The following is a 15,610-nucleotide window of genomic DNA, read 5'->3' on the forward strand; positions in this document are numbered from 1 at the left end:
GGCCTTCTTCTTTGCGCGACGATTTGGTTAATGCGGCCCGTCGATGGACGATTAACTCGTGCGCGGACCGTTGCGCGAGCGCCCGGCCCGCGCCAGCGGCGCGGGCGTTCGCCGATGCACGCGCCAGGGGCGCGTAAGCCGCATCGGCTCACCCCATCCCGAACTCGGAAGTGAAACGCATATGCGCCGATGGCAGTGTGGCCTAAGCCATGCAAGAGCAGGTCATCGCCGGGGGCTTCATCCGAAGGCCGGTTCCCGAAAGGGGGCCGGCCTTCTTCTTTGCGCGAAACAATCCCGCTTAGTTAATACCGCCGTGCGGCGGAGTTAATCCCAGCGCGGCACGAACCTATCAACGCGCGAGCGCGAGGCGGACGTCGCGCCTGCGACGGCGTTCCCGATCGCCCCTGTAGGAGCGGCGCGAGCCGCGACCGCGATAACCCGATTACGGCGCCGCTCCATTGCCATCGCGGCTTACGCCGCTCCTACAGGGAGCGATCACGCGTGGGCCTTGGTTGCGCCAGGTGACTTGGATTGCGCCGCCGAGGCCTTGGCGCGGTCGCGGCTCGCGCCGCTCCTACAGGGGAGGGGCGATGGTGCTGCGGCTTGGCTGCTCCCGCGGGGAGGCGACGTCTCAGGCCCAGAAAGCAGCGATCTGCTCGCTACTGTAGCCGCGATCGCCATCACCCGAACTGCGGCGCCGCTCCAGTAACGCCGGCGTGGGCGTTTGTGGCGACCGCAAAGCGGAGGCGACGATCAGGCCGGGCCCATGAACCCACCCCTGTGGGAGCGGCGTAAGCCGCGATCGCCATAGCCCGAACTGCGGCGCCGCTCCATTACGCCGGCATGGGCGTTTGTGGCGACCGCAAAGCGGAGGCGAAGACCAGGCCGGGCCCATGAACCCTCCCCTGTGGGAGCGGCGTAAGCCGCGATCGCCATCACCCGAACTGCGGCGCCGCTCCATTATCGAGATCGCGGCTTACGCCGCTCCCACAGGAAGCGTTTTGGCGCAGGCCGCCGGGGTCTACGCCCGGTGACCCGGGCTGCGCCGCCGGTGCGTTGCCGCGGTCGCGGCTCAAGCCGCTCCTGCAGGGGACAGGCAGAGTTGCGTCGGATGGGGTTGGTACGGTCGCGGCTTGTCACGCCCCTATCCAAAGCCGATCGCGCCGAGGGCTCAACAAAAAGCGGATGGGCTGAAATGTGCGGATCCTGGCGTCTTGCCATCGCGGCTGCATCAATGCGCGCCTGTGAGTACACTCCGCCTGCAGTCGCGCGATCATGCGCGGCGCGCCAGCCGCGGTCGGACTCGACCCGCGGCCATACCGATCCCGGATCGGAACAGGAGAGGTTCCATGAAGTTCACCATCGTCGGCGCGGTCCACCGCTAAGTCCGCACACGTGGCCTGGTTTCAGGCCGCGCCAGGCAGACAGTCCGCAGACAGGGCCTGTTGTGGCCGCTGATCGCGCGCGCTCGTCCGCCGCCTCACTCCCGAATCGTTGATCCGGCGCCACTGGCGCCCGTTCGCCCCCGCGCGTTCGCTCGTGCGCCCGATCCAGGCGTGAGGCCGGGCGCGTGCGGCGGGAGTTTCCAAGTTCAAACAAGGCGCAACGCCATGATGATTTTTCGTTGGTTCGAATCCCTGATCGACCCGTTTCGCCCGGCCCCGGAGGTCATGCCTCCACGCACGGTGGCGGCGTTCTACTGGCATTTCGTACGCCAGGCCTGGCCGGTGTTCGCGGTACTGACCGTAGTCGGCTTCTTCGTCGCGATCGTCGAGGTGGTGATGTTCGACTACCTGGGCAAGGTCGTGGACCTGGTGAATACCGCGCCTCCCGGCCGGTTGTTCGCTCAGCACGGCAGCGAGCTGCTGTGGATGGCGGCGGTGATGCTGATCGCGCGGCCGCTCTTCCTGGGCTTGCACGACTTGCTGCTCAACCAGACCGTGCATCCCAGCATGACCAACCTGGTGCGTTGGCAGACCCACCGCTACATGCTCCGGCAGAGCCTGGGCTTCTTCCAGAACGACTTCGCCGGCCGCGTGGCCAACCGGATCATGCAGACCGGTCCGTCGCTGCGCGAATCGACCACCCAGGCCTTCGACGCGCTGTGGTACGTGGTGGTGTACTCGGCCTCGGCCATCTACCTGTTCGCGCAAGCCGATGCCTGGCTGGTGCTGCCGCTGCTGGCCTGGATCGTGGTCTACGTCGGGCTGCTGCGCTACTTCGTGCCGCGAGTGAAGCTGCGCTCGTGGCGGGCCTCGGACGCGCGTTCCAAACTGATGGGGCGCATCGTCGACGGCTACACCAACATCGCCACGCTCAAGCTGTTCGCGCACTCGCGGCGCGAAGAGGACTACGTGGCCGAGGCGATGCGGGAGCAGACCGGTCGCTCGCGCGAGATGACCCGTATGACCACGTTGATGGGCGTCAGCATCACCGTGGTCAACGGCCTGCTGATCGTCGGTACCTGCGGCCTGGCGCTGTGGCTGTGGCATCGCGGCGCGATCACGGTGGGCGCGATCGCGCTGGCCACCGGCCTGGTGATCCGCATCCACAACATGTCGGGCTGGATCATGTGGACGGTGAACGGCATCTTCGAGGACATCGGCACGGTGCAGGACGGCATCGAGACGATCTCGCGGCCGTTGACGGTGGTCGACCGCGAGGACGCGAAGGCGCTGACGGTCAGCCAGGGAGAGGTGCGTTTCGAGAACGTGCATTTCCACTACGGCCGCGACAGCGGCCTGATCGCCGACCTCGACCTGACGGTGCGGCCGGGCGAGAAAATCGGCCTGGTCGGGCCGTCGGGCGCGGGCAAGTCGACCCTGATGAACATCCTGCTGCGGCTGTACGACCTGGAAGGCGGGCGCATCCTGATCGATGGCCAGGATATCGCCGGCGTGACCCAGGAGAGCCTGCGTTCGCAGATCGGCGTGGTTACCCAGGACACCTCGTTGTTGCATCGCTCGATCCGCGACAATCTGCTGTACGGGCGTCCGGACGCGAGCGAGGCGGAGATGTTGGCGGCCGCGCGCGAGGCGCGTGCGGACGAGTTCATTCCGCGCCTGGTGGATGGCGAGGGGCGTCAGGGCTACGAGGCGCTGGTCGGCGAGCGCGGCGTCAAGCTCTCCGGCGGTCAGCGCCAGCGCGTGGCGATCGCGCGCGTGCTGTTGAAGAACGCGCCGATCCTGATCCTCGATGAGGCCACGTCGGCCTTGGACTCGGAAGCCGAGGCAGCGATCCAGGACAGCCTGGATTCGTTGATGCAGGGCAAGACGGTGATCGCGATCGCGCACCGTCTGTCGACGATCGCGCGCATGGATCGGCTGGTGGTGATGGACCAGGGACGGATCATCGAGACCGGCACGCACGAGGAGCTGATCTCGCACGATGGCTTGTATGCGCGGCTGTGGAAGCGGCAGACGGGCGGCTTTGTGGGGGTGGATGCGTAAGCGCTGAGAGCGGCCCTCGCCCCAACCCCTCTCCCGCGGTGCGGGAGAGGGGCTTAAGCACGGGGCTGCGCCGCCCTTGCTCCCGCTTGCGGGAGCAAGGGATCGGAGGGCGGATGAGGCCGACATTGGATTGGAGTGGCGCGCGTGCGCCGGCCCTCACTCCAACCCTCTCCCGCAAGCGGGAGCGAACGCGCAGGTCCGGAATGTTCAGAACAGCGAGCCCGTGCTCCCGCGCTCGCCATCGCCGGCTTGGCCGCGGCGTTTGCGGACCCAGCCGCCGACGCCCGAGGGCTGGTGCGTGGTCGCGGCGGCCGGTTTCGCCTCGCTGCGTTCGCGCGCCTGACGGTGCGCGGTTTCGGCCATCACGTTGAACTGGCGCAGGCGCTGCAGCCACAGTTCGTCCATGCTGGGGTCGGCGACCAGCGGCGCCGCGCCGAGGTCGGCTTCGGTGGCTTCGTCCGGGATGTGGCCGAAGGGGATGCGCATCGGCGCGGCGCCCTGCGCCAGGGCTTCGTGCATCGCGCCGAAGTACAGGCGGTTGTTGCCGTAGCGCTGATTGATCTGGTCCAGCACCCGGGTCAAGGCCTGGTTGCGATGGCGGTCGGCGAACAGCGCACCGGTCTCGGCGGCGCAGGGCTGCAGGTCGATCAGGGACACGGCCACCGACAGCGGCGGATGCCGTTGCAGGTTCCAGCGTCCGTTGGCGGCGGCGCGCATCAGCGGCGCCATGGTGTCGGCCAGCAACTGCAGCAGGGTCGGGGTGTCGTCGAGCGCGGCGAAGGACAGGCTGCGGTCGTAGCGTTGTTCGCGGCCGACGAAGCGCACGTGCAGGCTCAGGCCGCGCGCCTGGCAGCGCTCCTGGCGCAACCGCATCGCCGCCTTGGCGAGCAGTTTGAACATCACCGAACGCATGCCCTCGGCATTGCGCATCTGCGGGTCGAGCACGTGCGAGTGGCCGACCGAGCCGACCGCCTTGCGCTGGCGCGAGGGCGGTTCGATGCCGCGCAGCTGGGCCCAGAAACGTTCGCCTTCGATGCCGCCCCAGATCGCACGCAGGTGTTCGCGCGGCGCGGCGGTGAGCTGCGCGACCGTGCTCAGGCCGGCCTCATGCAGGCGCTGCAGCATCGACGGTCCGACTCCGCACAGGTCCTGCAGCTGCAGGCCGTGCAGGGCCTGCGGCAGGTCGGCCAGTTCGACCACGGTCAGGCCGTCGACCTTCTCGATGTCGGAGGCGGTCTTGGCCAGGAAGGTGTTGGGCGCGATCCCGATCGAGCAGCGGATCGCCGGGCTCAGGCCGCGCTCGATCAGGGTGCGCTTGATCCGTTGCGCGATCGCGATGGCGTTGTCGCGCTGGCGTTCGCGGCCCATCAGGCGGCAGGCGACCTCGTCGATCGACAAGGGCTTGCCGTCGATCGGAATGCAGTCCTCGATCGCGGCGATCAGCTGGTGATGCAGCTCGACGTAGCGCGCCGGCCGCGCCTGCACGATCGCGATGTCGGGGCAGCGCTCCAGCGCCTCGCGTACCGGCGTGCCGGTCTTGACGCCGTGCAGTTTGGCTTCGCGGCTGGCGGCGATGCAGCAGGTGGTCGCCGCCATCACCGGCACCACGCCGATCGGACGGCCGCGCAGGCGCGGCTCGTCGTATTGCTCGACCGAGGCGAAGTAGGAGTTGAAGTCGACGAACAGGCAGCGCAGGGTCATGGCGGCGGGCCACGCATGGGGATCCAGTATCGCGCTGCGCGACGGGCCAGGGGAGGCCGTCGGCCGGCGACCCGCCGAGCTTGTCGGCGGGCCGTCTCCGGTGTTGAGAATTGCCGTTGAATCAGTGTCTTACAGAACGATCGGCGGCTCGCCGCCGACGATCACCACGTCCGCCGGGCGACGCGCGAACAGGCCGACGCTGACCACGCCCGGGATCTGGTTGATCGCGGTTTCCAGCGCCACCGGGTCGACGATCGCCAGGCCGTGGATGTCGAGGATCCAGTTGCCGTTGTCGGTGACCACGTTCTCGCGCCAGACCGGCTGGGCGCGGGTCATGGCCAGGATCTCGCGCGCGACCAGGCTGCGCGCCATCGGCACCACTTCGACCGGCAGCGGGAACTTGCCGAGCACGTCGACGCGCTTGGCCGGATCGACGATGCAGACGAACTTGGCGCTGGCCTCGGCGATGATCTTCTCGCGGGTGAGCGCGGCGCCGCCGCCCTTGATCAGGCGCTTGTGCGGATCGCATTCGTCGGCGCCGTCGACGTACAGCGCCAGCGGGCCGGTGGCGTTGAGGTCCAGCACCTCGATGCCCAGCGCCTTCAGGCGCGCGGTGCTCTGTTCGGAGCTGGACACGGCGCCCTTGATGCGTTCCTTGTTGCGGCCGAGCGCGTCGATGAAGTAGGCGACCGTGGAACCGGTGCCGACGCCGACGATCATGCCGTCCTCGATGTAGTCGATGGCTTTTTCGCCGGCCAGGCGCTTGGCTTCAGTCATGAGTAGGGATTCGGGATTGGGGATTCGGGATTGGTTAGAGCGGGCGGCGGCGTGAATTTCGAGGATTCGTTCGAGTATCGAGGCGCTTTTGCGAATCCCGAATCTCTAATCGCGAATCCCGGCTCCACTACTCCATCGCCAACAACCGCTTCCATTGCGCCGCCGTCACCGGCAGCACCGACAGGCGGTTGCCGCGCCGGGTCAGGGCGAAGTCCTCGCCGAGTTCGTCGGCGTGGGCCTTGATCTCGTCCAGGGTGATCACGCGCTTGAGCTTGCGGTCGAAGGCGACGTCCACCAGCAGCCAGCGCGGGTCCTCGCGCGTGCTCTTGGGGTCGTGGTAGTCGGACTTGGGATCGAACTGGGTCGGGTCCGGGTAGGCGGGGCTGGCGATGGTGGCCAGGCCGGCGATGCCGGGCACGGCGGTGTTGGAGTGGTAGAACAGCACGCCGTCGCCGACCTTCATGCCGTCGCGCATGTAGTTGCGCGCCTGGTAGTTGCGCACGCCGTTCCAGGGCTCGGTGCGCACGCGCTCCAGGTCGTCGATGGAGAAGGTGTCGGGTTCGGACTTCATCAGCCAGTAGCGGCGGCGTGCGGTCATGGGGGCGTTCACGCGATCAGGGAATGTCGGCAGTCGTAGACGGCGGCGTCGCTGCACACGGCGTCGAGGGCCACGTCCCAGTCGGCGCGGTCGAGCGCGTCGATGCGCTGGACCTCGAACGCGGCGCCGACCAGCCAGGGCGGCGCGGGCTCGCGCTGGCGGAACGCGAAGCTGCGATCGTACCAGCCGCCGCCCATGCCCAGCCGGTGGCCGCGCGGATCGAAGCCGACCAGCGGGGTCACCGCCAGGGCCAGGTCGCGCGGTTCCAGCAGCGAGCTCGCGGCCACGTCGGGTTCGGGGATGCCGTAGCGGTTGCCGACCAGCGGATCGCCCGCGCGCCAGGGCGCGAAGCGCAGGGCGCCGTCGTCGCCGAGCACCGGCAGGCAGTAGATGCAGTCCGGCGGCAGCCGCAGCTGCCAGGCGTGCAGACCGATCTCGCCGTCCAGGGCCCAGTAGCCGGCCACGTAGCCGGTTTGCGGCGCGAACGGAAGGCCCAGCAGGTGCGCGGCCAGGCGCTCGGCGCCGGCGATGCGGTCGGCCGCGCTTAGCGCGCGGCGGCGCTCGCGCAGATCGCGGCGCAGCGCCGCACGGTCAGCCGTCATGCGGCAGGGCTTCCATCTGGGGGCGGCGCGCGCGAGGCGCGCCAAGAAGGAGCGGGCGCCGCGAGGCGCCCGTCCGGGATAAGTAGTCCTCCGCCAATGGCGATGCATGCCAAACGACCTTGAACCCGGGGTTCAAGTGGGGACGCTTGGCTGCCTTCGGGCTTCCCGCTACGAGGCGGACTTGCACTCCGGGCTTCCGCTGCGCCCCCGTGGTCGTCATTAAGGGACAAGGCGAATGTTTGTGCACGCCGTCGCGCACAGCAGAGGACGTGGGCAAAGTATAGCGCGGCGGCGCGCGCGCGCATGTCCGCTCGTCGGTAAGGCTGCGCTGCGATTCATCGAGGCCGTGATCGCGTGCGTGCAAGGCGCATCTCCGGGATTCACGCGCGTCGCTTGCGCGCGTGGGCTTCGCCGTCGCGCGGCGCATGGCGCCAAACGCGGATTCAGCGCGGCGCGGCGTCGAACAGGCCGTCGAGCTTGCGGTGCAGGTCGCCCAGGGTGCGCGCGAGTTCGCGGTCGCGGCTTTCGTTCTCGCCGCGCAGCTGCTGCAGTTCGTGGGCCAGGTTGAGCGCGGCCAGCACGGCCACGCGATCGAGCGCGGCCATGCGGTTGCCGCCGCGGATCTCGCGCATCTTGCTGTCCAGCAGCTTGGCCGCCGACAACAGGCTGTCGCGTTCGGACGGCTCGCAGCCGACCGTGTACTCGCGGTCGAGCAGGCGGATGCTGACGGGTTCGCTGGCGCTCATCGGCGGATGCTCAGGTGTGCTGCTCGAGCGACTTCAGCCGCGCGATCATCGCTTCGACGCGGGTGCGCGCCTGCTCGTTCTTGGCCAGCAGGGCCGAGCGTTCGCCGGCCAGCTGTTCCTGTTGCTGGCGCAGGCTGCGGTTCTCGTCGTGCAGACGGCGCGCGCGCTCGGCCAGCTCGTCGACGCGGTCGGCGAGCGATTGCATTTGGGCGAGCAGTTCGGCGCGGTCCATACGGCCACGATAGGCAGGGAGCCGGGAGCCGGTCAAGCCGGCCGTGGCGCGGATCGCGCCGGCAGGTGAACGGATGCGCCGGAGCGGGGCGGCGGTCTCAGTCCGGAGCGGCCGGGGGCGCTACCACGCCGGGCGTGCGCGCGAGGATGAAGGCCAGGCACTGGTCGACCTCCAGCGGGCGCGCCAGCCAGTAGCCCTGGATCTCGTCGCAGCCGTGTTCGCGCAGGAACTCCATCTGCGCTTCGGACTCGACGCCCTCGGCGACCACGTTCAGGCCCAGCGAATGGGCCATGGTGATGACGGTGCTGGTGATCGCCTCGTCGTCGGGGTCGCGGCCGAGGTCGCCGACGAATTCCTTGTCGATCTTGAGGGTGTTGATCGGCAGGCGCTTGAGGTAGGCCAGGGAGGAGTAGCCGGTGCCGAAATCGTCCACCGCCAGGCCCACGCCGAGGTCGCGGATGGCCTGCAGGGTGGTCGCGGTCTGCACCGCGTTGGCCATGATCACGCTCTCGGTGAGTTCCAGTTCCAGGCGCCAGGCCGGGATTCCGCTTTCGTCCAGGGCGCGTGCGACCGTGCGCGGCAGGTCGCTGCGCAGCAGTTGCAGGGCCGAGACGTTGACCGACATCGAGAGCTGGTCCAGGCCCTGCTGGCGCCAGCGCTCCAGGGTCCGGCAGGCTTCGTGCATCGCCCATTCGCCGATCTCCAGGATCAGCCCGCTTTCCTCGGCCAGGGGGATGAACTGCGCCGGCGAGATATCGCCGTATTCGGCGCTGCGCCAGCGCAGCAGGGCCTCGACGCCGGTGATGCGCTGTTCCGGCAGCGACAGCCGCGGCTGGTACACCAGGCGCAGCTCGCCGCGGTCCAGCACCTTGCGCAGGGCCGCGGAAATGGTCGCGCGGCGGCGGATCTCGACGTCCATGGCCTCGGTGTAGCGCATGTAGGTGCGGCGGCCGGCGGCCTTGGCCTGGTACATCGCGGTGTCGGCGTGCTTGAGCAGGTCGGTCGGGACCTGGGCGTGATCGGGATACAGGCTGATGCCGATCGAGGGCGAGATCGAGACGTCGTGGCGCTCGTCGAAATCCAACGGCGTCTCGAAGGCGCGCATCAGGCGGCGCGCGACCGCTTCGGCGTCCTCGGGGGTGTCGATGTTCTCCAGCACCACGGTGAACTCGTCGCCGCCGAGGCGGGCGACGGTGTGCTCGGCGCCCACCGTTTCCTGCAGGCGGGCGGCGGCGGCGCGCAGGATGCGGTCGCCGGCGGCGTGGCCGAGCGAATCGTTGATGTCCTTGAAGCGGTCCAGGTCCAGGAACAGCACCGCGATGCGGTGGCCCTGGCGGCGCGCGCGCACGATCGCGCGCGACAGCCGCTCCGACAGCAGGGTGCGGTTGGGCAGGCTGGTGAGGGTGTCGTAGTTGGCCAGGTAACGCAGTTCCTGTTCGGCGCGCTTCTGGTCGGTGATGTCGCTGAGCACGGCGACGTAGTGGCTGCGCTGGCCCATGGCGTCCAGCACGGCGCTGCTCTGCAGCCAGCACAGGAATTCGGCGCCGTCCTTGCGCGACTGCCAGATCTCGCCCGACCAGCGCCCGCTGCGCTGCAGTTCGGCGCGCATCTCCTGGTAGAACTCGGGGTCGTGCTGGCGGCTGTCGAGCAGGCTGGCCGAACGTCCGATCACCTCGGCGTCGCCGTAGCCGGTCATGTGGGTGAAGGCGGGATTGATCGAGACGAAGTGGAAGTCGCGGTCGATCACCGCCACCGCCTCGGCCATGCTGCGCAGGACCTCGCTGGAGATGCGGCGGTCGCGTTCGGCGCTGCGGCTGGCGGTGATGTCGCGCGCGGTGCCGGCCACGCGCAGGGCGTGGCCCTTGGGGTCGCGTTCCACCACCCGGCCGCGCGCGCGTATCCAGCTCCAGCCGCCGCTGGGATTGCGGATGCGGTGTTCGGACAGGAACAGCGCGGCGTCGCCGCGCAGGTGCTGCTTGAGCAACTCGAGCACGCGCTGCTGGTCGTCGGCGTGGATCTCGTGGTCGTCGACCACATGGGTCTGGACGCCGATGTCCGGGGTCTGCGCGTGCTGCTCGTCGACGCGCATGCGGTGCATCTCGCGCCGCGACAGGTCGTAGTCCCAGAATTGCTCGCCCGAGGCCCACAGGGCCAGCTTCAGGCGTTCCTCGCGTTCGCGGATCTGGCGGAAATAGCCGCGCTCGCGCTGGCGCGCGCGGTGCCAGCGCCAGCCCGCGCTGGCGAGCAAGGCGATCAGGGCCAGGGCCGCGGCCAGGATCACCATCGGGTGCCGCCACAGCGGCGGGGCGACGTGGATCGGGATCACCAGCTCGCGCGAGTTCCATATCCCGTCGCGGTTGGTGGCCTGGGCGCGGAAGGTGTAGTTGCCGGCGGGCAGGCGGGTGTAGGTGATGTCCTGGCGCATGCCGTTGTCGATCCAGCCGCGATCGAAGCCGTCCATGCGGTAGCGGTAGCGGATGCTGGAATCCGGCGCGAAATCCAGCGCGCCCACCCGCAGGCGCAGGATGCCGGCGGCCGCCGGCACGTCCAGGCGCGCCGGCTGCCACAGGGCGCCGCTGTCGACCGTGGCTTCGGCGCCGATCCAGGCCCCGAGCAGGCGCACCGGCGGGGTATAGCGCGAATCGACCATGCGTGCCGGCGAGAACAGGTTGAGGCCGCGCACGCCGCCGAACACGAAACGGCCGTCGCGCAGCTGGGCGACCGCGCCGCCGTTGAACTCCAGATCCTGCAGGCCGTCGGCCAGGCCGTAGCGGCGCACCCAGCCCGGCGCCACATCGAAGCGCAGGATGCCGGCGTCGGTGCCCAGCCAAAGGCGCCCGCTCGGGCCCTCGGCGATGGTGAACACCACCGGCACCGAGCGTTCGCCCAGGGCCGCGCCCAGCGGATGGACGAAGCGCAGCTCGGCGCCGCGCTCGACCGCGCGGCTGAGCCCGGAATGGCCGCCGATCCAGACCGTGCCGTCTTCGGACTGGTGCAGGGCGCGCACCAGGTTGCCGGGCAGGCTGTTCGGGTCGTCGGTCTGGTGGCGGTAGTGGCGCATGCGCCCGCTGGCGGGCTCCAGCAGGTCCAGGCCGTCGCCGGTGCCCAGCCAGATCCGGCCCAGGCGGTCTTCCAGCAGGGCATGCACCACCGGATGGCTGAGGCCCCGGGGATCGCCTTCGCGGTAGCCGTAGTGGGCGATCGTGCCGCTGGCGGGGTCGTAGCGCAGGGCGCCCGAGCCGGTGCTGCCGAGCCACAGCGTGCCGTCGCGGGCGACCAGCAGGCTGCGCAGCGCGGTCGCGGAGTAGGGCCCCAGGTCGATGCGTTCGAGTTGGCGCGTGGCCGGGTCCAGCCGGCGCAGGCCCTGGCTGGTCGCGACCCATAGCCGGCCGCGGTCGGCGCGGCCGAAGGCCATCACCCGCACGCCCTCCTCGACCAGGCGGGTGTAGTCCTCGAACCGGTCCTGCTGCAGGTCGTAGCGCAACAATCGCGCGTTGTCGCTGCCCAGCCAGAGCGCGCCGCCCTCGTCCTCGATGATGGCGCGCATGCTGTCGTCGGCGGCGGCGTTGCGCGGGCGGCCGCTGTCGATGTCGAGCACGTAGCTGAAACGGGTGCCGCGCGGGTCGGCCAGGGCCACGCCGCGGAAGGTGCCGCCGACCCAGAGCAGGCCGCCGCGGTCGACCATCAGGCTGGCGATGGTGTCCTCGGGCAGGCCGGCGCCGATGCCGGAATCCTCGCGCACCGCCTCGACCCGGCCGCTGTCGGGGTCGTAGCGGCGCAGGCCGTCGCCGAACGTCGACAGCCAGAGGCGATGATCGGGCGCCTCGACGATCGCGCGCACGTCCGTGGAAGGCACCGGCACCACCGCCTTGCCGGACTCGGGCGGCAGGGCGCGGATCAGGCTGCGGCCGTCGCTGTGCAGGCGGAACAGGCCGTCGTTGCGCCCGATCCAGATCTGGCCGCGGTGGTCGCGCAGCAGGCTGGCGACCGGCTGCGGGTCGATCCGCTCGACACTATCGTCCCCGCCGATCCGGTACAGGCCGGCGGCGTTGCCGTACCAGACGTTGCCGTCGAGGTCGGACACCAGCTTTTGCCAGGGCCGTTCGCGCGCGCTGTCGGGCAGCTTCAGCAGGGCCTGGCGGCGGCCGCTGACCGGGTCCATGCGCTCCAGCCCGCGCAGGCTGCCGATCCAGACCCGGCCGCCGCGGTACAGCAGGGCCATGACCTGGCGCGAGGCCTGGGCGCTGCCCGCGGCCGGATAGCGGCGGATGCGGCCGGTGGCCAGGTCCAGCCGGGCCACGTATTCGGAATAGGTGCCGACCCAGAGCGCGCGCTCGCTTTCCAGCGCCAGGGCGGTGACGTAGCTGTCGGGCAGGCTGGCCGGATCGCGCGGATCGTGGCGGTAGGGCACGAAACGCTGGCCGTCGTAGCGGTGCAGGCCGCCCTGGGTGCCGACCCAGACGAAGCCCTGAGTGTCCTGGGCCAGCGCGGTGACCGAGTTCTGGGCCAGGCCGGTCTCGCTGCCCAGGCGGGTGAAGTAGAAGTCCCGGGTCGCGGCTGCGGCCGGCAACACCATGCCCGCCAACGCCAGCAAGGCGCTGAGCAGACCGGCGAAGCGGATAGCGGCGATGGAGGATGGACGCACGGACACCGGGGCGCAGGGCGTGGCAGCACGCAGTGTAGGCAGGCGTCGTCCGCCGCAACAAGCCGCGTCGCGGCGTTGCTAAACTGGCGCAACCCCCACGCAGCCTTCCCCGTGCCCGCCATCGAACTGCCCGATCTGTCCGCCGTCGACGCCCAGAGCCGCCAACTCGCGCTCGCCGCCTCGTCTTCCGAACTCCATGGCGCCCTGTGCGGCTGGCTTGCCGGCGGCGGCGCCTCGCTGCGCGAATGGCCGGCCAAGGTCCTCGCCGACGACGCCATCGCCACGCCGGAGGCCGACAGCGCGCTGGATCGGCTGCGCCTGGCCAGCGCCGCGCAGCTGTCCGACCGCAGTTTCGATTTCGCCCTGCTGCTGCCCGATGCCGACGCCTCGCTGTCCGAGCGCAGCGGCGCGCTGTTCGACTGGTGCCGCGGCTTCCTCGGCGGCTTCGGCCTGGCCGGCGCCTCGGCCAACGCCTTGTCGGTGGAGGGCCGCGAGGCGCTGGGCGATCTGGCCAAGCTCGCCGTCGCCCAACCGCAGGACGACGGCGACGAGGAAGACGAGGAGGCGTTGGTCGAGATCGAGGAGTTCGTGCGCGTCGCCGCGCTGTTGCTGCACGGCGACTGCGTGCTGGCCACGCAGCATCGACAGCGTCTGAACTGACCGAGGCGTCGCGACGATGACTACCGCCGGCATCGCCAGCCAGATTTCCGCCAAGGCCTACGCGCGCCGTCGCAAGCAGCTCATGCGCATGGCCGGCGACGACGCCATCCTGGTGCTGCCGTCGGCCAACGAGCTGATCCGCAGCCGCGACACCCATTACCCGTACCGGCAGGATTCCGACCTGTGGTACCTCACCGGCTTCCCCGAGCCCGAAGCGGTGCTGGTGCTGGTGCCGGGCCGCAAGCACGGCGAAACCCTGCTGTTCTGCCGCGAGCGCGATCTCGAGCGCGAAGGCTGGGACGGCCCGCGCTTCGGTCCCGAGGGCGCGGTCGAGGCCTTCGGCCTGGACGACGCCTATCCGATCGCCGACCTCGACGACATCCTGCCCGGCCTGCTAGAAGGCCGCTCGCGCGTCTATTACCACTTCGGCCGCGATCAGGAGTTCGATCTCAAGCTCATCGGCTGGCTGAACCGGGTGCGCGCGATGGTGCGCCAGGGCGCGCAGCCGCCGCACGAGTTCCTCGAGCTCGGCCACCTGCTCGACGAGATGCGCCTGTTCAAGGACCGCGAAGAGCTCAAGCTGATGCAGCGCGCCGCCGACATCAGCGTGCAGGCGCACGAAGTGGCGATGCGCGCCGCGCGCCCGGGCGTGCGCGAGTACGAACTGCAGGCCGAGCTGGAACGCGTGTTCCGCATGCACGACGCCGAACCGGCCTACGGCAGCATCGTCGGCGCAGGCGCCAACGGCTGCGTGCTGCATTACCGCGCCAACAACGGCCTGGCCCGCGACGGCGACCTGGTCTTGATCGACGCCGGCGCCGAGTACCGCGGCTACGCCGCCGACATCACCCGCACCTTCCCGGTCAACGGCCGCTTCAGCGCGCCGCAGCGCGCGCTGCACGACCTGGTCGGCGCGGCCCAGGCCGCGGCCCTGGCGCAGGCGCGCCCGGGCGTGGCCTACGAGGCCGGCCACAACGCCGCGGTCGAAACCCTGACCGAGGGCCTGCTCAAGCTCGGCCTGCTCAAGGGCAAGCTCGAGAAGAACCTCGCCGACGGCAGTTACCGCCGCTATTACCGCCACAAGACCGGACACTGGCTCGGCCTGGACGTGCACGACGTCGGCGAATACCGGATCGAGGGCGAGTCGCGCCTGCTCGAGCCGGGCATGGTGTTCACCATCGAGCCGGGGCTGTACGTGTCGCAGGACGACACCAGCGTGGATCCGAAGTGGCGCGGGATCGGCATACGCACCGAAGACGATGTGCTGGTCACCAAGGACGGCTATCAGGTGCTGACCGACAAGCTGGCGCGCAGCGCCGACGAGATCGAAGCCTTGATGGCGAAGTGAGGAGGCTGCGCCTTTAGCGCCCTCCGCCGCACGAGGGGAGGTCCCGCGCGTTGGCGACTTCCACCCGCTGCGCGTGCGGGTCACTTTCTCCCGCCCAAGCCCCTTGTAGGAGCGGCGCAAGCGGCGACCGCGAACTCGGGCTGCGTCGTTGGTTTCGGGTGAGCTGGCTTTCTGTGGGAGCGGCGTGAGCCGCGATCGCGAACTCCGGCTACTGCGGTGGTCTGGCGCGCTGGGAGATTCGCTGTGGCTCTCGCTCCGCAGGGCTGCCACGAAGGTCAACGGCTTCCGCCCGCTGCGCGTGCGGGTCACTTTCTCTCCCCCTAGCTCCCTGTAGGAGCGGCGCAAGCCGCGACTGCGAACTCGGGCTGCGTCGTTGGTTTCGGGTGAGCTGGCTTTCTGTGGGAGCGGCGTGAGCCGCGATCGCGAACTTCGGCTACTGCGGTGGCCGGGCGCGCTGGGAGATTCGCTGTGGCTCTCGCTCCGCAGGGCTGGCACGAAGGTCAACGGCTTCCGCCCGCTGCGCGTGCGGGTCACTTTCTCTTGCTGGCCCAAGAGTCCGTCTGGATTCCCTTCGGTCAAAAGTAACCAAAGAGAAGGGTCGGTTGGCCAAACCTCCCCTGCGAGTTCGGTGGTTGCGTCGGGATTTTTCGAATGGACGTCCCTGTCCATTCGAAAAACGGCGCGCGTCCTGCGCGCCGCCCTTCGGGTCTACGGTTGATGGGCGAGTGCGGTGTTACGGATTCCAATGCCGGGGCAACAGCAACAGCAACAGCAACAGCAACGGCAACGAGGGGCGCTCAAGCGAATGGTCGTGCTGTCCAGACGCATGCGCCGGCGCGGTTGTGCCGCAGT

The 15,610-nt window shown here is 69.7% G+C and carries 10 protein-coding genes and 1 other RNA gene; 3 read left to right on the top strand and 8 right to left on the bottom strand.

Annotated features, from left to right (window positions below; genetic code table 11):
* The first annotated feature begins 1,616 nt into the window (after positions 1 to 1,616).
* Positions 1,617 to 3,449 (top strand): ABC transporter ATP-binding protein, encoded by a 1,833-nt coding sequence (locus V1318_RS18360; protein WP_332941256.1) that lies wholly within the window; start codon positions 1,617 to 1,619, stop codon positions 3,447 to 3,449.
* Positions 3,450 to 3,656: 207 nt separating this feature from the next.
* On the opposite strand, the gene V1318_RS18365 is transcribed toward V1318_RS18360, so the two are convergent.
* The 8 genes from V1318_RS18365 to V1318_RS18400 all read right to left on the bottom strand — a co-directional run bounded on the left by V1318_RS18365 (position 3,657) and on the right by V1318_RS18400 (position 12,750).
* Complete coding sequence (locus V1318_RS18365) at positions 3,657 to 5,150, bottom strand: hypothetical protein (protein WP_332941201.1); 1,494 nt, start codon at positions 5,148 to 5,150, stop codon at positions 3,657 to 3,659.
* 129 nt (positions 5,151 to 5,279) lie between these two features.
* Entirely contained in the window at positions 5,280 to 5,927 is a 648-nt protein-coding gene (rpiA, locus tag V1318_RS18370; RefSeq protein WP_332941203.1) for a ribose-5-phosphate isomerase RpiA, read from the bottom strand.
* Positions 5,928 to 6,054: 127 nt separating this feature from the next.
* On the bottom strand, positions 6,055 to 6,525 hold the full coding sequence (locus V1318_RS18375; RefSeq protein ID WP_332941205.1) for an EVE domain-containing protein: 471 nt from the start codon (positions 6,523 to 6,525) through the stop codon (positions 6,055 to 6,057).
* 8 nt (positions 6,526 to 6,533) lie between these two features.
* On the bottom strand, positions 6,534 to 7,127 hold the full coding sequence (locus V1318_RS18380) for a 5-formyltetrahydrofolate cyclo-ligase (protein WP_332941206.1): 594 nt from the start codon (positions 7,125 to 7,127) through the stop codon (positions 6,534 to 6,536).
* 83 nt (positions 7,128 to 7,210) lie between these two features.
* Positions 7,211 to 7,397: non-coding RNA, 6S RNA (ssrS, locus tag V1318_RS18385), on the bottom strand.
* A gap of 173 nt (positions 7,398 to 7,570) precedes the next feature.
* A complete protein-coding gene (locus tag V1318_RS18390) occupies positions 7,571 to 7,873 on the bottom strand; it encodes a cell division protein ZapA (protein WP_332941207.1) in 303 nt (100 codons plus the stop codon).
* A gap of 10 nt (positions 7,874 to 7,883) precedes the next feature.
* Positions 7,884 to 8,105 (bottom strand): TIGR02449 family protein, encoded by a 222-nt coding sequence (locus tag V1318_RS18395; protein ID WP_055900271.1) that lies wholly within the window; start codon positions 8,103 to 8,105, stop codon positions 7,884 to 7,886.
* Between the two features lie 97 nt (positions 8,106 to 8,202).
* Positions 8,203 to 12,750, bottom strand: a complete 4,548-nt coding sequence (locus tag V1318_RS18400; RefSeq protein ID WP_332941208.1) for an EAL domain-containing protein — start codon at positions 12,748 to 12,750, stop codon at positions 8,203 to 8,205.
* Positions 12,751 to 12,870: 120 nt separating this feature from the next.
* Between V1318_RS18400 and V1318_RS18405 the strand changes: the two genes are divergently transcribed.
* On the top strand, positions 12,871 to 13,410 hold the full coding sequence (locus tag V1318_RS18405) for a UPF0149 family protein (protein ID WP_332941257.1): 540 nt from the start codon (positions 12,871 to 12,873) through the stop codon (positions 13,408 to 13,410).
* Positions 13,411 to 13,426: 16 nt separating this feature from the next.
* A complete protein-coding gene (locus V1318_RS18410) occupies positions 13,427 to 14,758 on the top strand; it encodes an aminopeptidase P N-terminal domain-containing protein (RefSeq protein ID WP_332941209.1) in 1,332 nt (443 codons plus the stop codon).
* Positions 14,759 to 15,610 lie beyond the last annotated feature (852 nt).

Origin of the sequence: Lysobacter sp. CCNWLW3 (assembly GCF_036697405.1) — a bacterium.
Lineage (GTDB): Bacteria > Pseudomonadota > Gammaproteobacteria > Xanthomonadales > Xanthomonadaceae > Lysobacter.